Below are 16,873 nucleotides of genomic sequence, written 5' to 3'. Positions count from 1 at the left end.
CGCGGGACGCTTAAATCCACCAAAAACGTCAAACGTGTTCGGGTTTCGAAAGCGAAGGCGAAATTTTCCGCGAAATGACGGATCTGCATTTTCGCGTTCCGCTCAAAAGCTTCCAGCGGCGCTCCTTCTTTAATGAAGGCGATGGATGGACGACGAAAGACAGCGACTCGACAAATGGCTCTGGTTCGCGCGCGTGGCGAAAACGAGAAGCCTCGCCGCCAGACTCGTCGTCGAGGGCCATGTCAGGCTGAACGCCAAGCGAATCGAGACCCCGGCGAAACCCGTCGGGCCGGGCGACGTCCTCACGATCGCCCTCGAACAGCAGGTAAGAATTCTGAAAGTTTTGGCTCCGGGCACGCGCCGGGGCGGCTATCCCGAGGCCAAGCTCCTGTTCGACGAACTCACGCCCGGCGTCCAGAGGCTCGAATGAGCGGCCGGGCGGAAGGTGAGAAATATGCCGGCCCGCCCTCGAACGTCCTTGCGCTGGTCCGTCAAAGGCGCTAGTGCATCGAAACCGAGCGAGCGCGGTCAGGCTTATATTTTTAGTTATAAAATCAATAACTTATGCAAGCTCGGCCGCATGCCTCCTAGCGCGCAGGAGCGGCGTGCGCAACCGCCCAGCATCAGGACTCGCGAGGATTCGCCTGCCCTGTCCAAGGAGCGAGATCATGACTTATGTCGTCGTCGAGAACTGCATCAAGTGCAAGTACATGGATTGCGTCGAAGTCTGCCCAGTGGATTGCTTCTACGAAGGCGAGAACATGCTCGTCATTCATCCAGACGAATGCATCGATTGCGGCGTCTGCGAGCCCGAATGTCCCGCTGAGGCGATAAAGCCTGACACCGAGCGGGGACTCGACAAATGGCTCGAGCTCAATCGCGACATGGCCAAGGCCTGGCCAAATGTGACGGTCAAGCGGGAGGCCATGCCAGACGCCAAGGCCTTTGACGGGCGTCCCGGCAAATTCGACGAATTTTTCTCGGCGGAACCCGGCTCTGGAGATTGACTCTGGGCCGACGACCGCCTCTCGGGGGTCGAATCGCGTGGCGGGGCCACGGCCACGACGCGCGGTTCCGCATAATATTTTGATTTTCGATCTTTTCTGTGCTAACTTCTTGCGACAGTCGCTGAAGCGTGAGCTTACGACTTTCTATCAGTCATCCGCGTCTTGGGAAGCCCGCAAAGCACCAAGGCGATTATTTTTATGATGGCCCGCGCGGGTCAAGCTTGCCTCGCCAGTTCGGCCGCTTCATAGGCGGATGATCATCATATAGGAATGGCTTGCTTCGCGCCTTGCCTGGGCGCGTAGACGGTGTTCCATGCGCGGCGACTCCGGTTTCCGCCGTCGATGACACGTCCCGTCTCCAAAGCGGGACTAGAAAGGAGCGCGCTGCTTATGGCGTCCGTCAAGAAGACAACAAAGCCTTCCAAGACAAAAGGCGCTCTCCCCTCGACCGCGCGAACCGACGCCGGGAAAACTAAGACCAAAGCATCAAAGGCGCCAGAGGCGAAGGCCAAAAAGCTCGCCGCCGCTACGGCTAGGCCGACGGCGGCTCGACGCAGCGGAAGCAAAGCTCATTCTTCCGTCGCCAGCGCGGCGAAAAGGATATCCACGCGCACGACGTCCGCCCCTAAAGCGAGCGCGCCGCTCGACAAGAGTCAGAATCAGCCCGGAATCGGCGCGTCACAAGGCGAAAGTACCTCCGCCGTCTCGGCGAAAGCCGCTGCACGGACGAAAAATGCGGCGCCCGTGATTAAAAATACGGCCAAGATGCCCGAAGCCCACACCGACGGCAAGGCGGGCTCTGCCGCGAAAAAGGTCGCCGAGACCCGCACGCGGAGTAAGAGCCCCAAGCCGGAGACCGAATCTTCGTCTCGCGCGAAATCCGAGACGTCAGGCGCGGCGGCACGTGAGGCTCCGGCGTCGAAACAGGCTCCGGCCCAATCGAATTCGTCGATCGAAGACGCGTCGCTCCACGGCGATACAAAGGCGCAAAAGCAAACCCAACCGGCGGCCGTCCCCGCGGCGACCGTCCTATCCTCGAGCCTGACCCCAGGGGAAAATGAGCGGACAACGGTGACAAAGAAAATTGAAAAAAAGACATCGGTGAGGTCAACCGGCTCGGACGCCTCGCTTGCATCCATCGAAGACAGCGCGGCCCAAGCGCCGGCTCGAGACGACGCGCGGATCCGCCAAGACGACAAGGCTTCGACCAAAGCGGCGAAGATCCCGGCGTCGCTTGAGGCCCAGGCGAGCGCGGCTGGACGCCCGAAGGCAGCGGAGCCCAAACAGGATGAGACGAAGCAAGGGGAAAAGCCGGCCGCCGCGCTGAGCAAGCCCGGAAAGGCGACGAACCCGGCCCGGCAGGGATTCAAGCCACTCGAGTTCATTGTCTATCCCGCCCATGGCGTTGGGCAGATCATCGCAATCGAAGAGCAGGTCGTCGCCGGCTTCAAGCTCGAGCTTTTCGTGATCAGCTTCATCAAGGACAAGATGATCCTGAAAGTCCCGACGCCGAAGGTCGCGAGCGTCGGCATGCGCAAGCTCGCCGAGGCGGGCGTCGTCAAGAAGGCGCTCGATACTTTGGCGGGCCGGGCGCGGATCAAGCGGACCATGTGGTCGCGCCGGGCGCAGGAATACGAAGCCAAGATCAATTCGGGCGATTTGATCGCGATCGCCGAGGTCGTGCGCGACCTTTATCGCTCGGATGCGCAACCGGAGCAGTCTTATTCCGAGCGGCAGCTTTATGAGGCCGCGCTCGATCGCATGGCGCGAGAAATCGTCGTCGTGCAAAAGCTGACCGAGACCGAGTCGCTGAAAGTTATCGAGGGACAGTTGCTCAAGGGACCCCGCCGCAGCAAAGCGGAAGAGGTCGAGGCGGAAGCCGAGGAAGCGGATATCGAAGAAGCGGCCTGAACCGTCGCAAAGATCGAACGAAGCGAGAAAGGCCCGGTCAAACGCCGGGCCTTTTTATTTTGCTGAGGCTCGACCGCGCGCCGCATGAATGATGGCTCCGGGCTTGAAACGCATCGTCCCGGGGCCATATTCCCTCTACGACAAAGCTGTGGGACGCCTTTTTAGGGTCCCCTGGAACGAAGGCTCGAAAGCTTCGGAAATGTCACGTGCGCCGAACCTAAAGTCGCCATTTCTGCTGGCGTTCGATGAGATCGAACGGGCGGCGGAAAGAGCCGCGAAAGCCGTCTCGAACGGCTACCCGCCCTGCAACATTGAGCGGATCGTCGGGGGTGAAACCGACGAGGTTCGGCTGCGAATCACCTTGGCCGTCGCAGGCTTCGCCGCGGATCAGCTCGAAGTTGCAGCGGATCCAAACGAGCTGACGATCCGGGGCCGACAAAAAGACGAGCGAGCGCGGACCTATCTTCATCGCGGCATTGCCGCGCGGCAATTTCAGCGGGTTTTCCGCTTTGCCGAGGCGATGGAGGTCGCCGAAGCGAGCCTTCAGGACGGCCTGCTTTCGGTGGAGCTGATCCGTCCAGAGCCGCGCGGGCATGTCAAAAGGGTGGCGATCAATGTGCGAGACTGACGGTTCGCGCGCGTGCGGGTCTCGGTGAGACCGCAAAAAAGGAGAAGCAATGATGTTGAACGAGACGAAGGAAGACTCGGGGCTATTGCTCACCAATGAGCAACTCGCGAGCTTGGGCGGCGGGCGCGTCGCCTATCTAAAACCGATTCTCTCGGAGGATGTTCGCAAGGTGTTTCCCGCGGCGCCGCAGTTGCAACCGGGGCTGCAGCTCTTCGCGCTCTTGGCTGCCGACGGAACGCCCATCGTCCTCACCGATTCGCGCGACGCCGCCGTGGCCAATGCTCTGGAGCACGAGCTTGAGATGGTGAGCGTGCATTAAAGCGGAAAAAATTCACGCCGATCCATAGAGGTCTTGGCTGGAGCTTTTTCGAAAGGCGGGTCATCATGCCCTCGAGCATATTCGGGCAGAATATGCTCGAATTCTTGAGGTTCGAGCGATCTCTCTATCAACCGGAAGAATTCATTCGGTCGAAGAGCGCTCCGCGAGAAGGCATGGTCACGCATGACGGATGCACAAGGCGTCGACACCCCCTCCACGCCGACGCCTTATGACGCCGAGGCTGACGCCAAGCGTCTTTTGCGCTGCGTCCGTTCCGGTGCGCTCGCGACCTTGAGCGCCAAAGAGGGCGGACCTTTCGTCAGCCTCGTCAATGTGGCGACGGCGCCCGACGGAAGCCCAATCCTCCTCGTCTCACGCCTCGCCGCACATACGCGGCAGATGGAAGCCGATCCCCGCGTCTCGCTTCTCCTCGCCGAAACCGGCGAGGGCGATCCGCTGGCCCATCCCCGCTTGACGCTGACGGGCCGCGCCGCGCGGGCCGACGATCCACCGGATAGAGCCGAGCTGAAGGCGCGTTTTCTCGCGAAGCATCCGAAGGCCGCCCTCTATGCCGATTTCGGCGATTTTTCATTCTGGCTCGTCTCAATCGAGCACGGCCATTTGAACGGCGGCTTTGGCCGAGCCGGGAGCTTTGCGGCGGAACGGCTAATGACGCCCATCGCGGACGCGGCGGATCTTATCGCCGCGGAGGCGGAAGCCCTCGTCCACCTCAACACAGACCACAAGGATGCGCTCGAGCTCTACGCCACGGCTCTCTCGGGCGCCACAAAAGGCGAATGGCGCGCGACCGGCATCGATCCGGACGGCCTCGACCTCGCCTGCGGCGATGAAACCGCGCGCATCGTTTTTCCGCGCCACGTCGAGTCACCCTCGGCCTTGCGCGCGATTCTCGCCGAGATCGCCAAAGCCGCAAGAGAAAACCAGCCGGTTAGCGGATTTAATAAGTAGAGCGTCACGTCTCCGTTCAGCGAATTTCCGCGCGTGACCATCGGCCCGGCGCGGGAATCTTGCCTCACGCTCTGCTCGGCTTTGGAACATGCGCGCGAGTGGGACGTTGGGCTAACGCCGCGATTCGAAGCAAAACAGGGGCGTCTCGGGCGGGAGGCGAGAATGCGCAAAGCAGGACCAGTCAATCCCGAGTTTCCAGCCGAGACTTTCGGTTTCGAGGGGCTTGAAAGCGTCTTTTACAATCTGGAGGCGCCGCGCCTTTATGAGGAAGCGATCGCGCGCCGCGAGGCCAAGATCGCGAAGGGCGGCGCGCTGGTCGCCGAGACGGGGGTCCATACGGGCCGATCGCCGAGCGACAAATTCATCGTGCGAGATGCGCTCACCGACCCATCAGTCTGGTGGGACAATTGCCAGTCGATGACGCCGGAGCAATTCGACAGGCTGCGCGCCGACATGATCGCCCATGCGCGGGGCATGGACCTATTCGCGCAGGATCTTTACGGCGGCGCCGAGCCGGCGCATCGGCTGAATGTCCGCGTCTATTCGGAACTCGCCTGGCACTCGCTGTTCATCCGCAACCTGTTGATCCGGCCGCCCGCGGACGAACTCATGAGATTCCGCGCGGATCTCACGATCGTCGATCTACCGTCCTTCAGCGCCGATCCGGCGCGCCACGGCTGCCGTTCTGGAACGGTCATCGCCATCGACTTCAGCCGGGGAATCGTCCTCATCGGCGGCACGAGCTATGCCGGCGAGATCAAGAAGGCTGTCTTCACCTATCTCAATTTTCTGCTTCCGGCCAAAGGCGTCATGCCCATGCATTGCGCGGCCAATATCGGCCCCGCTGGCGACACGGCCCTGTTTTTCGGCCTCTCGGGGACCGGCAAAACCACCCTATCCGCCGATCCTCGCCGCAGTCTGATCGGCGACGACGAACATGGTTGGGGCGAGGAAAGCGTCTTCAATTTCGAAGGCGGCTGCTACGCCAAGGCGATTAGGCTGTCACGCGAGGCCGAGCCGGAGATTCACGCGACCTCGGAGCGTTTCGGTACGATCATGGAAAATGTCGCGCTCGATCCATTGACGCGGGCGCCTAATTTCGATGACGATTCAAGGACCGAGAACACACGGATCGCCTATCCTCTCGACTTTATCGCCAACGCCGTCGCTACGGGACGGGCGGGCCATCCGAAAAATATCGTGATGCTCACCTGCGACGCTTTCGGCGTCTTGCCTCCGATCGCGAAGCTCGATCCGGCGCAGGCCATGTATCATTTTCTGTCGGGCTACACCGCGAAGGTGGCGGGAACGGAAAAGGGCGTCAGCGAGCCGCAGGCGACCTTTTCGACCTGCTTTGGCGCGCCATTCATGCCCCGCAGCGCGTCGGAATATGGCGCGCTTTTGCGCGCCCAAATCGCCAAACATCAGGTCGATTGCTGGCTCGTCAACACGGGCTGGACGGGCGGCAAATATGGAGTCGGTCGACGCATGCCCATCGAGGTCACGCGCAAGCTCCTGAACTCCGCCCTCGACGGCGCACTTTCCCACGGGGGCTTCCGCCCGGACCCCTATTTCGGACTTCTCATCCCTCACGCCGCGCCGGGAGTCGATCCGCGCATCCTCGATCCGTCCCAGACCTGGGCGAGCCAAACGGAATTCGCCGACGCTGCGCAAAAGCTCATCAAGATGTTTCGCGAGAATTTCGTGAAATATGAGCGGCAAGTCGATTCTCTCGTCATCGAGGCGCAACCTGGACTGGGCGTCGCAGCCTGAACGCTTCGCCTAGCCCGGCGTCGACGACGAGCCTCACGGCAGTCTTTCAATTTCGGCCGCCAATGATTTGAGCCGCACATGCTCAAGTCTCGTCCGGGCCAGGAAATCGAGCACCGGCTGCGCCGCGGCGCGGTCTCGAACCGCGAGCGACGTTTCGAGCAGAACGCGGGCGTCCTGCGGCTCGCGTTGCGCGGCCCAGTTGGCCTTGGCCAACCGCAATGCGTCTTCGGCCCTCCCCTGCAGGCGCAAGGCGAAACGCGCTTCATCGCCCTGATGGAAGTTTTCGCCCCGCATTTTACTCGCCGCAAAGCGATCGCCGATCTTCGCGACGAATTCCGGTAGATCCGCCGCCGCGAGCTGCTGTTTGGCTAAGGCGAGACGAAGCAACAGGCTGTCGACGGAGGTCTTATCGGCCAGTAAATCCGCGACTTCCGCCGCCCTCCCTTGATCCAACAGAAAATCGGCGTAGGCGGCAAGAAGATAGGCGCTTTGGCGCCCAACGCCCAAGGCCTCCTTGAAAAACCGTTCGGCGTCGTCGTTCCTTCCCATTCTCATCGAGATTTCAGCAAGGACTGTGAGACTCCAGACGCGCTGGTCTTGCGACGCACCCTCGCGCTCGCGCAAGACGTCCTGCAAAAACTCGTAACTCGCTTGCGCCCTCCCGTTTAGGCTGTTCACGTCGCTCAAACATGTGACTGCGAGCAAAGGATCCCGGGACTCGGCGAGCGGCAGGCAACTGAGCCGCGCTTCGTCATAATTCGCCTGGAGCTTCATGATGACCGCGCGCGTGAGCCAAGCCTGAATATTGCCCGGCTCTACGCTGAGTACCTGCGCCAAATCCTGCAAGGCGCCGCTGAAATCATGGCGGTTCTGCCTGATCATCGCGCGCAGAAGACGAACTTTGGCCGACGCTTCCGGCTCATTCCACCAAGGCTGCAACACCCCTTGAGCATAGCCATAATAGCGTGGATCCGACTCGATCTTTCCAATCCGAATGTAAAACTGCGCTAGCTTGAGGGCGATATCGAGAGTTCCCGGCGCACCGTCGAGCGCCGCCCGCAAAGTGCGCAGCTCCCTGTCGTAGGGCGCAGCCGAAAGCGGAAGCCGCTCAAGTACTTGATTGTCGCTCGTAGGCGTGAACGGCGCTGCGAAAGCCGCCGAGACTCCATACAAAGACACAACGAGAATCAACGCAAAACACGTTTCGCTCCGCTTGATGCAGGCGAACGTAGCCGCTCTCTTCGTCTCCATGCCATCTCCATGCGTCGGAGGTCGACGGTATGCAATCATAGGAGCTATATTGACTCCGCGTGAGCCGATCAGGCGCATTTTTGGTCCAACCACTCTCGAAAGCGTTTGTTGTTCAATTTTCGTGCAATCTCGCGCCACACGCAAATGTTGCAATTGCGGCCGCCGGTAGCCGCGCGGCGAACCTGTGCTAATGTCAGCGGCCGACTGTGAATTGATTTCCAACATTTTGTAAATTTTTGCTTTGACGCGGAGGCCCTTCGGTCCCTAACATACGCCGCGATAGCTTGGGGCATCGGATGCGCCGCAAGCGGCTACGTACGGCCGCGGGGCGACTCAGAGGATGAGCGAGGGGAGCAAACCCGTGCGATGGCCGCCTCAATGAGGCTTGTTCGACTCAAGAAGCAGCAAGCTAAAAAGCTATTTGGAGCGAATTTTATCGAAAACCGCACTCAACGCCTACGTCGATGTCGTTCTTATTAAGATAAATCTATGTTCTGACAATAAAAACAGGAAATCTGGTCGAGGCCCAGAGATCTATAAAGAACAATATTAATAGAGGGGGAGATCATGAAACGCCTTGGCATTTTATTCGCCTTTATAGGCATAGTCCTCGCGTCCTCTTCGAGCCGAGCATCGGATCACGCCGACCCGATGTGGCTGCCCGAAGATGAACAAGAGGCGAATATCACCGGGCTTTTCTTTTTTCCGGATGGCGATCAGATGGTTGCGATCTTGGACGTGCGGAGGTCGCTGACCGGGCCCCCACCCTATAATCTGGAGCCATTTGAATATAACATCAACATGGATCTACATAGCAAGGTGACGTTCGACAACGCCGAGGACGTCGCGCGCTATGGCGGATCGATCCCTAGCCCCGAGATGATAAGCCCGGACGTCACGATAAGGTTTCGGCTGAACAACGATACTTCAGTCAAGGAGCAATCCTTCAAGGGATTGAAAGATCCAGAGAAGATTAGAGTCTATACGGGCGTCCGCGATGACCCGTTCATCTTCCCAAAGTTTTTCAAGGTCAACGTGATCACGATGGTTTTGAGCATTCCAAAATCATCGTTCCCTGATAACCAACAAAACTGGCTTCTTTGGGCGACCACCAATCGCGTCAACGGCGGGGAACAGATTGATCACGTCGGCCGCTCCAATAGGACGCAACTCGGCCGTTTCGACTTCCTGAACACGATACCGCCCAACGAGCAGGTCGCCGCGATCAAGGACCGATCGAAATCGAGGGCGATGATTCAAGATTTTCTGAAGAATTGGGCGCCTCCGCTGGCCAATCTCAATCAGCTCAGCGGCTTCTTGATCAGGCATTACGATTATGTGCCGGATGTGATGGTCTACACCAATCAAAGGCCGTCGGGTTTTCCAAACGGGCGGCGCTTGGAAGACGACGTCTCTTATTTGACCTGCCAACAAGGCGACTGCCCGCTGCAAGAAAATTCCTTCATCGATTCGAATCAATGGCCCCGCGCCACAGTCAACGACAAGCCATTATTGAAAGAGTTTCCCTACCTCGCCGAACCGTGGCCCTACCACCCGCAAGCGCCGGGCGCCATGGGACCCTATGTGGTCCGGTTCCTGTCGCGTCCTGGCGTGCTATGGGGCATAGCCGCGATTGTGCTCGCCTTGATCATCGGCCTATTCCTGTTGCGGCGGAGAAAGCGCAGCGCCTATTCGTGATGGCGGCGGCAAGCCGCGGTTCGGGTGAGCCGCGTTTTCCCGATGCAGGAAGCACATTGAAAGCAAACTTGAGATTGCGTCGATCGCCGAGATCCGCGCCGCCTGTCAAGACGACGTCGGACAACAAAGCGAAGGGGAGGATGACGTGAAGATCAACTCGTTGAAATCCGCCATATTACTCGTAACCCTCGCCACGATCGGATGGGCTGCGCCTGGCGTCGCCGGGGACGATTGGAAGGCGAAATGCGGCACGGGCTCCGGCAATGTCAAGGATGAAGCAATGTGCGCCGGGCGCACAGCGGACTCCCTGCCCGGCTCCGACGAGGATTATTATCGCGACATGGACTATGGCGCGACCAAGAATCCGGAGGCCCTGGCCCAAACGCTCGCGCCCTATCTTCCCGGAATCACGCCACAAGAAGCTGTCAAAGCCGCCGCGATCGGACGTAACAATTGGATCGTATGGACCGCCGGCAATGACCGGATGTGGGATGTCCTCAACAAGAAATCCTTCGGCGAACTGGATTTCCTGAAAACGATCTCGAACCACCCCGGCCTGAAGTTCAGCCGCAGCAATCGCTGGAACTATCTCGGTCTCGTGAACGAGCCGTGCTTCTCCAAGCCGACTGCGCCGCGCAAAGACCGCTTCGGCCTCTGGCTCGACATGCGTGATCCGAGCTGCGCGCCGGATCCGTTCGAGAATGAGGCGAAATATCCGGGCGTCAAGATCGGCGCCCGCGGCCGCAGCGACAATTTCCCGGTCGGTTCCTACTATGGTTACGCCACAGGCATCGTTGGCCTACGGCTATTCCCCAATCCTGACTTCGACGAGGAGGCGGAAAAGAACTGGGACCCAGAGCGCTTCTACAACGATCCGAGCTATTACAATAATAAGAACCTCGTGCGGCCCTATCGGGTCGGCATGTCCTGCGGATTCTGCCATGTCGGGCCGAACCCGACCAATCCGCCCGCGGACCCCGAAAATCCGAAATGGGAAAATCTCAATTCCAACCCAGGCGCTCAATATTTTTGGTGGGATAGGATTTTTACTTATACTGCGGACCCGACGAACTTCGCCTATCAATATTTCCATACGTCGCGCCCTGGAGCCCTCGACACCTCGCTCATTTCCACGGATTACATCATAAATCCGCGCACGATGAACGCGATCTATAATCTCGGACCCAGGTTACAAAACGCCTTGAAGCTGGGCCACGAAAAGCTTGTAGGCGGCGAGCAGGACAACAAGCAGTTCAATGAATACGTGCCGCCCGGCACCCCTTTGACCAAATTTTTCAGCAAGCCGGATCAGGTATGGACGCCGCGCGTTCTCAAGGACGGCTCCGATTCCGCCGGCGCGTTGGCTTCCTTCAACCGCGTCTATGTCAACATCGGCCTCTTCAGCGAGGAATGGTTCGAGCATTTCAACCCGATCGTCGGCGGCAAGCCGATCAGCCCGATCGAGATCAAGATCGGGCGCGCCAATTCCTCCTATTGGCAAGCGAATGAAAAGCAGACGCCGAACACGGCCTTGTTTTTCGTCGCCACGGCCAAGCCGGACTATCTGAAAAACGCGCCCAATGGCGCCGCCAATCTCGCCGCCGACGCGGCGACCATGGCCCATGGCAAAGAGGTCTTCGGCGAGCGTTGCGCAAGATGTCACTCGAGCAAGCTACCGGAGAAGACCTATAGTTTCTTCCCAAATGACGGCTGCGTCGGCAAGGATTACCTCACGTGTTGGAACGCCTATTGGGATTGGACTAAATCCGACGAGGCCAAGCTGGCCTTCAAGAAAATCGTGACCGCGGATGATTTCCTTGTCGACAATTTCTTGTCGACGGATCTGCGCGTTCCCGTGAGCCTCCTCGAAACCAACGCCTGTAGCCCGCTCGCCACTAATGCGATCAAGGACAATATCTGGAACGATTACTCCTCCACCTCATACAAAGATCTTCCCTCGGTTGGCACGATCACCGTGCATCATCCGTTCACGGGCGAGCCGAGGCCCTATGAAATGCCGGCCGGCGGCCGCGGCTACACGCGTCCCGCTTCCTTGATCAGCCTTTGGTCCACAGCGCCTTTCCTGCTCAACAACTCGGTCGGCGAATTCAACCCGAGCCCGTCGGTCGAGGCGCGGCTGGCGTCCTTCAACAGTTCGATTGAGCAAATGCTCTGGCCAGAAAAGCGGACCGGCAATATCGATTATGTGACCGCTTCCGGGAAGAAGCTTCGCGGCCAGGTCGACGTCACGACGGCGCCGAGCTATCTGAGAGTGCCTAAGGGCTATCTGCCCGACTTCCTGCAAGCCGGCTTCAACAATTCCGAAAAGCTCCAACCCTTGGTTGAAGCCTTACGGCTCGGGCATTTCTTCGATGAAGACGGCGTGGCGCTCGGTCCTATACCCAAAGGAACGCCCGTCGCTCTACTCGGCAATATCGACCTCGACAAGCGCGACAATCCAATCGACGAAATCAAACATATCGCGCAGCTCGGAAAGGTTCTGCTGAAGCTCAAATTCGATCTCAAGGCGCTGCCGAGCGATGCAAGCGACGACGACGCCCGTCGGGTCTTCAGCAATGTCCTGGACGATTTGCTCGCGGTGAACAAATGCCCCGACTTCGTCGTCAATCGCGGGCATTATTTCGGCACGGATTATTTCAAGGAAGAGCCCAGTCTGAGCGATGACGACAAGCGAGCCTTGATCGCCTTCTTGAAGACGTTTTGAACCTGCGGGCGAGGCTCGCCGCCAGCGACGCCTCGCCCGTTAGAAGGCTCAATCCCAACATTCCATTAGCTGACGTGAGCCTGCGTCGGAGCCGGCATTTGTCCCCAGCCGCCCGACTCCAGCCGCACGAATATAACGAGGACGAGCCATGAGCGTCACCGATAATGCGAGCTTCGAATATATCGTGGTCGGCTCCGGCGCCGGTGGAGGCACGGTCGCGGCGCGCCTAGCAGAACAGGGCCGAAAGGTCCTCGTCCTGGAGGCTGGCGGCGATCCGATCAAGTTGAAGGGCGGCGACGCGGCCTACCCGGACGATAAGGAGCGCCTGCCGGACGATTACGAGGTCCCGGTATTTCATGCCTGCTCGACCGAGAACGAGGCCATGGCTTGGGATTTCTGGGTGCGTCATTTCGGCGACGACGCCTTGCAGAAGAGGGATCTGAAATATCGCGAGGAATGGAAGGGAGAGCGCGTCGACGGGGTGTTATATCCACGCGCGGGCTGCCTCGGCGGATGCACCGCCCATAACGCGATGATCACGGTCTATCCTCATAATGAGGATTGGGACGCGTTGGCGAGGCTGACCGACGACGCCTCCTGGAGCGCGACCAACATGCGCAAATATTTCGAGAGGCTGGAGGATTGTCGGCACCGGGTCTTCCTCTACCGTTGGCTGGCGAAGCTCGGCTACAATCCGACCAGGCATGGTTGGAACGGCTGGCTCAGCTCGGAAATCGAAATCCCAAAAGCCGCGATCGAAAGCGAGCAGCTGGAAAAGCTTCTCAAGAAATCCATCAGAACTGAGATCAAGGCGCTCGCCTCTCCTCTCAAGCGCTTCCTATGGTTCATTCTCGGCCAGGGCGATCCCAATGATTGGCGCCTCGTGACCAAGAACGCTTTTGGAATTCATTATCCTCCGCTCGCGACCCGCAACCATTCCCGGACCGGAACTCGGGAGCGCTTGCTCAAGGCGCAAGAAAAATTTCCAGGCAATCTGACTATAGAGCTCGACGCGCTGGCGACCCGCATTCTCCTGGACGAGAATAACCGAGCGATCGGCGTGGAATATCTCAAGGGCGCTCGTCTCTACCAGGCGCACAAGGGTCCGAGCCGCGAGCCCGGCGAGTTGCGTCAGGTCCACGCGTCGCGGGAGGTGATCCTCGCCGGCGGCGCTTTCAATACGCCGCAATTGCTGATGCTGTCCGGCATCGGCCCAAGGGAAGAGCTCGAACGCCATGGCGTTCCGGTTCGCGTCGATCTGCCCGGCGTCGGCAAGAATCTGCAGGACCGCTATGAGGTCGGCGTCGTCAATGAAATGAAAGAGGAATGGAACGTCCTGAAAGACGCCACCTATTCGAGCAAGGATCCGCAATACACCGAGTGGAAAAATAAGAAGGAGGGCGTCTACGCCACCAATGGCGCGGTCCTCGCCGTCATCAAGCGTTCCGCAGACGAGCGGCCATTGCCCGATCTTTTCTGCTTCGCCCTCCTGACCGATTTCAGGGGCTATTATCCAGACTATTCCGTCCGCATCGTCCACAGCCTGAAACATCTGACATGGGCGGTGCTCAAGGCGCATACAAACAACACGGCCGGCGAAGTCACTTTGAATTCCACCGACCCGCGCGAGCGCCCGAACATCAATTTCCGCTATTTTCAGGAAGGCAATGACGCGCAGGAAAAAGACCTGGACTCGGTTGTCGAAGGCGTGAAATTCGTCCGCAGGCTCGCCGAACCGTTGAAGGCGAGCGGCTATTTCGTGGCGGAGCTGGCGCCGGGCGCGGCGGTGGCGACGGACGAGCAGATTCGCGATTTCGCGAGATATCAATCCTGGGGGCATCACGCATCCTGCACTTGCGCGATCGGGAAAGACGGCGATCCCATGGCGGTCCTCGACGGCAATTTCAGAGTCCGCGGCGTGATGGGGCTGCGCGTTGTGGACGCGTCCATCTTCCCAAGAATTCCGGGGTTTTTCATCGTCAGCTCGATCTATATGATCGGCGAGAAAGCGGCCGACGTCATTCTCGCCGACGCGCTGAGCTCGCGGCCCTTGGTCGTTCCCTCCGTGGCCTGACCGCGCGCTGCGCGATTTTCCCGACGCTTCCCGATCAAGCGATTAACGCGATCGGGAGGCTTTTAAGCCACGGATATTGAATGACTAGGGCGGTCGCTGTTTCCTGTTTCTTGCTCCTGGCGAGCGCGACGGCCGCCTTTGGCCATGCAGGCGACGGGATCGGCGACGGCCTCACCTCCGGTTTCACCCATCCGCTGCTCGGACCCGATCATGTCCTCGCTATGGTGAGCGTCGGCATCTGGGGGGCGCAGCTCGGCGCGCCGGCGATTTGGATCTTGCCGATCGGCTTTCCCATGATCATGGCGGCGGGCGGCGCGCTCGGCGTGCTCGGCGCCCCCCTGCCCGCGACCGAACTCCTCATCGCTCTTTCGGTCCTCACGCTCGGCCTGTTGGTCGCCCAAGCGCGGCGTTTGCCCTTGGCGGCCGCCCTGGCGATCATCGCCGTGTTCGCTGTCGCGCATGGGCATGCGCATGGCGTCGAATTGCCAATGGCGGCGAATGCCTTGGCCTTCAGCGTCGGATTCGTGGCGGCGACGGGCATGCTGCACGCCCTCGGCATCGGGATCGGCTTGCTCGTCAACTGGCCCACGGGCGCGCTGGCGATCCGCTACTTGGGCGGCGTCATCGCCCTCATTGGACTCTATTTCGTCTTTGATTATGCCGTTGCGTAGATGCGCCGGCGCAAGGCCTGGAGCTTCTCTCATAGGCGCGGCGATCTGCTTTTCTCCGAGCGGGGCGCAAGCGCATAGCGCCTTCAAGACTCTCGGGAGCTTTTGGTCCGGCGCGCTTCACGTGCTGACCTCTTTCGATCAAATCGCGCTTCTTGTCGGATTGGCGATTTGGGCGAGCCTCCAGAGCCGCCGCGGAGACGCGCCGATCGTCGGCACGCTTTGCCTCGGCTCATGGGCCGGCTCGCTTGCGGTCTTCGCCAGCGCCGCGCAATTCGATCCCCTCGTCTACGCCTCCGCTTTGATGGTCTTGATCGGAATTGCCGGAGCCGCCGCGCTCGACCTCGGCAAAACCACGCTGATTTTGATCGCGGCATGCTGCGGTTTTCTCATCGGTCTCGCGAGCCAGATGGGCGCGGAAGGCCTGCAGCCGGCTTTGTTCGGACTCGGAGCGGCGATCGCCGCATGCTCGCTGGTCAGCTATGGCTTCATCGCCATCGCTCCATCTGCTCCCAATTGGGCCAAGATCGCGCTTCGCGCCGGCGCGAGCTGGATCGCGGCGATCGGACTCATGGTCTTCGCGCTGCAATTCGCGCATTTGCGAGGACGAGCGTAATGCGCCTCCTCGCGCTTGCGGGCTTGGCTTTCTTTCTCACCAGCATGACGGCCAACGCCCATCTGGCGTCGGACAGCTATCTTCGCATCCAGATCGACGCGCAACGCGAGGTCAACGGGCAGTTGGATGTGGCCTTGCGCGACCTCGACGCGGCTATCGGCCTCGACGCCGGCGCCGAGGGGATCGTCACCTGGGGCAAGCTCAAAGCGAAGCGCGCTGCGATCGAGGCCTATGTCCTCAGGCGCCTCACGATCAGCGGCTGCGCGCTGCGCCCCTCCGACTTCATGGTCGATTATCACGCAGGCAACGCCTATGCCGCGATTTTTTTTCGCGCCGATTGCCCACGTGCGGCCGGCCCCCTGACTCTCAATTATCGGCTGCTGTTCGATCTAGATCCGACCCATCGCGGCCTGTTGACGCTCGTGCAGCCGACCGGCGAGCGTTCCGACGTCCTGTCGCCCGACCACGCCGAGGCCTCTCTCGATGCGGCGCCGGACTCGACGCAGGACGAAATCGGGCGATTTATCGGGTTCGGGATCAATCACATCCTGCTCGGCTACGATCATCTGTTGTTCGTCGCGGTCCTCCTGATCATGGCGGCCTTCCAACGCGCCCCTCGCAAGGGCTGGAAGCCGCTCGACGGCTTCGGCCGCGTCCTGGTCGAAACCTTGAAGATCCTGACCGCATTCACTTTGGCGCACGCGATCGCCCTGACGCTCGCCGTGCTGGGCGTCGTCGACGTTCCGTCGCGCTTCGTGGACCCGGCCGTCGCCCTCACGATCATGCTTGCGGCCGCCGACAATGTCTGGCCGATTCTGTCCCGCGTTCGCTGGAACGTCGCTTTTGGCTTCGGCCTGATCCATGGGCTGGCTTTCGCCAGCGCGCTGACGCCCATGCAGTTGCACCCCTCCGGCCTCGCGCTTGCGCTGTGCAGCTTCAACATCGGGGTGGAGCTAGGGCAAGTCGCGCTCGCCCTTCTGCTGATTCCAATCGTTTTCGTCGCAAGGCGGGAGCCGATCTATCTGCGCGCCCTGGCGCCGGCGCTTTCCTGCATCGCCTTCGCTCTCGCCCTGGCCTGGTTCATCGAGCGAACATTCGGGGTCTTCTGGAGCATTTGAAGCGCGTCGCGCTTGACAAGCTCTTCCATTGTTTCCTCAATGTGGCATGTTGACGCGCAGCGGTCGATGTAGATCCCGCGCGCGAGCCGGTCGCGGCCAGTTCACGTCATTTGCCG

14 protein-coding genes are annotated in these 16,873 nt (G+C 60.1%); 13 read left to right on the top strand and 1 reads right to left on the bottom strand.

Going from position 1 to position 16,873, the window contains the following annotated elements; genetic code table 11:
• The first annotated feature begins 145 nt into the window (after positions 1-145).
• From METAC_RS0121355 to METAC_RS0121320, 7 genes are all read left to right on the top strand, one after another.
• The gene (locus METAC_RS0121355; RefSeq protein ID WP_026608582.1) at positions 146-430 is read left to right on the top strand and encodes an RNA-binding S4 domain-containing protein; all 285 of its coding nucleotides are present in this window, start codon (positions 146-148) and stop codon (positions 428-430) included.
• Between the two features lie 238 nt (positions 431-668).
• A complete protein-coding gene (gene fdxA / locus METAC_RS0121350) occupies positions 669-1,007 on the top strand; it encodes a ferredoxin FdxA (RefSeq protein WP_026608581.1) in 339 nt (112 codons plus the stop codon).
• A 744-nt stretch (positions 1,008-1,751) separates the two neighbouring features.
• Positions 1,752-2,918 (top strand): CarD family transcriptional regulator, encoded by a 1,167-nt coding sequence (locus tag METAC_RS27365; RefSeq protein ID WP_342446957.1) that lies wholly within the window; start codon positions 1,752-1,754, stop codon positions 2,916-2,918.
• Positions 2,919-3,117: 199 nt separating this feature from the next.
• The gene (locus tag METAC_RS0121340) at positions 3,118-3,546 is read left to right on the top strand and encodes an Hsp20 family protein (protein WP_026608579.1); all 429 of its coding nucleotides are present in this window, start codon (positions 3,118-3,120) and stop codon (positions 3,544-3,546) included.
• A 52-nt stretch (positions 3,547-3,598) separates the two neighbouring features.
• The gene (locus tag METAC_RS0121335; RefSeq protein WP_156898338.1) at positions 3,599-3,865 is read left to right on the top strand and encodes a BQ00720 family protein; all 267 of its coding nucleotides are present in this window, start codon (positions 3,599-3,601) and stop codon (positions 3,863-3,865) included.
• A 183-nt stretch (positions 3,866-4,048) separates the two neighbouring features.
• Positions 4,049-4,834, top strand: coding sequence for a HugZ family pyridoxamine 5'-phosphate oxidase (locus tag METAC_RS24875; RefSeq protein WP_036255783.1), 786 nt, complete (start codon positions 4,049-4,051; stop codon positions 4,832-4,834).
• Between the two features lie 162 nt (positions 4,835-4,996).
• Positions 4,997-6,607: a phosphoenolpyruvate carboxykinase gene (locus METAC_RS0121320; protein ID WP_026608576.1), complete on the top strand. Its 1,611-nt coding sequence runs from the start codon at positions 4,997-4,999 to the stop codon at positions 6,605-6,607.
• A 33-nt stretch (positions 6,608-6,640) separates the two neighbouring features.
• Here the strand turns inward: METAC_RS0121320 and METAC_RS24870 are convergent, their stop codons facing one another.
• Positions 6,641-7,858, bottom strand: a complete 1,218-nt coding sequence (locus METAC_RS24870) for a tetratricopeptide repeat protein (protein WP_051335751.1) — start codon at positions 7,856-7,858, stop codon at positions 6,641-6,643.
• A gap of 567 nt (positions 7,859-8,425) precedes the next feature.
• Here METAC_RS24870 and METAC_RS0121310 point away from each other — a divergent pair.
• The 6 genes from METAC_RS0121310 to METAC_RS0121285 all read left to right on the top strand — a co-directional run bounded on the left by METAC_RS0121310 (position 8,426) and on the right by METAC_RS0121285 (position 16,757).
• Positions 8,426-9,556, top strand: a complete 1,131-nt coding sequence (locus METAC_RS0121310) for a DUF4331 family protein (protein ID WP_026608575.1) — start codon at positions 8,426-8,428, stop codon at positions 9,554-9,556.
• Positions 9,557-9,701: 145 nt separating this feature from the next.
• Positions 9,702-12,281, top strand: coding sequence for a hypothetical protein (locus tag METAC_RS24865; protein ID WP_198017261.1), 2,580 nt, complete (start codon positions 9,702-9,704; stop codon positions 12,279-12,281).
• A gap of 148 nt (positions 12,282-12,429) precedes the next feature.
• Positions 12,430-14,355: a GMC family oxidoreductase gene (locus METAC_RS0121300; protein ID WP_026608574.1), complete on the top strand. Its 1,926-nt coding sequence runs from the start codon at positions 12,430-12,432 to the stop codon at positions 14,353-14,355.
• Positions 14,356-14,435: 80 nt separating this feature from the next.
• Complete coding sequence (locus METAC_RS0121295) at positions 14,436-15,026, top strand: HupE/UreJ family protein (protein WP_026608573.1); 591 nt, start codon at positions 14,436-14,438, stop codon at positions 15,024-15,026.
• A complete protein-coding gene (locus tag METAC_RS0121290; RefSeq protein ID WP_026608572.1) occupies positions 15,013-15,639 on the top strand; it encodes a HupE/UreJ family protein in 627 nt (208 codons plus the stop codon). The genes METAC_RS0121295 and METAC_RS0121290 overlap by 14 nt, the downstream gene beginning before the upstream one ends.
• Positions 15,639-16,757, top strand: coding sequence for a HupE/UreJ family protein (locus METAC_RS0121285; RefSeq protein ID WP_036255780.1), 1,119 nt, complete (start codon positions 15,639-15,641; stop codon positions 16,755-16,757). The genes METAC_RS0121290 and METAC_RS0121285 overlap by 1 nt, the downstream gene beginning before the upstream one ends.
• Positions 16,758-16,873: the final 116 nt, after the last annotated feature.

Source organism: Methylocapsa acidiphila B2, assembly GCF_000427445.1.
GTDB lineage: Bacteria > Pseudomonadota > Alphaproteobacteria > Rhizobiales > Beijerinckiaceae > Methylocapsa > Methylocapsa acidiphila.
This window is presented reverse-complemented; position numbering and strand designations above follow the sequence as displayed.

Excerpts from the sequence above, each read along its gene's own strand:
- METAC_RS0121355 (WP_026608582.1), top strand. The coding sequence starts at position 146 with ATGGACGACGAAAGACAGCGACTCGACAAATGGCTCTGGTTCGCGCGC.
- fdxA (WP_026608581.1), top strand. The coding sequence starts at position 669 with ATGACTTATGTCGTCGTCGAGAACTGCATCAAGTGCAAGTACATGGAT.
- METAC_RS0121340 (WP_026608579.1), top strand. The coding sequence starts at position 3,118 with ATGTCACGTGCGCCGAACCTAAAGTCGCCATTTCTGCTGGCGTTCGAT.
- METAC_RS0121335 (WP_156898338.1), top strand. The coding sequence starts at position 3,599 with ATGTTGAACGAGACGAAGGAAGACTCGGGGCTATTGCTCACCAATGAG.
- METAC_RS24875 (WP_036255783.1), top strand. The coding sequence starts at position 4,049 with ATGACGGATGCACAAGGCGTCGACACCCCCTCCACGCCGACGCCTTAT.
- METAC_RS0121320 (WP_026608576.1), top strand. The coding sequence starts at position 4,997 with ATGCGCAAAGCAGGACCAGTCAATCCCGAGTTTCCAGCCGAGACTTTC.
- METAC_RS24870 (WP_051335751.1), bottom strand. The coding sequence starts at position 7,858 with ATGGAGACGAAGAGAGCGGCTACGTTCGCCTGCATCAAGCGGAGCGAA.
- METAC_RS0121310 (WP_026608575.1), top strand. The coding sequence starts at position 8,426 with ATGAAACGCCTTGGCATTTTATTCGCCTTTATAGGCATAGTCCTCGCG.
- METAC_RS0121300 (WP_026608574.1), top strand. The coding sequence starts at position 12,430 with ATGAGCGTCACCGATAATGCGAGCTTCGAATATATCGTGGTCGGCTCC.
- METAC_RS0121295 (WP_026608573.1), top strand. The coding sequence starts at position 14,436 with ATGACTAGGGCGGTCGCTGTTTCCTGTTTCTTGCTCCTGGCGAGCGCG.
- METAC_RS0121290 (WP_026608572.1), top strand. The coding sequence starts at position 15,013 with ATGCCGTTGCGTAGATGCGCCGGCGCAAGGCCTGGAGCTTCTCTCATA.
- METAC_RS0121285 (WP_036255780.1), top strand. The coding sequence starts at position 15,639 with ATGCGCCTCCTCGCGCTTGCGGGCTTGGCTTTCTTTCTCACCAGCATG.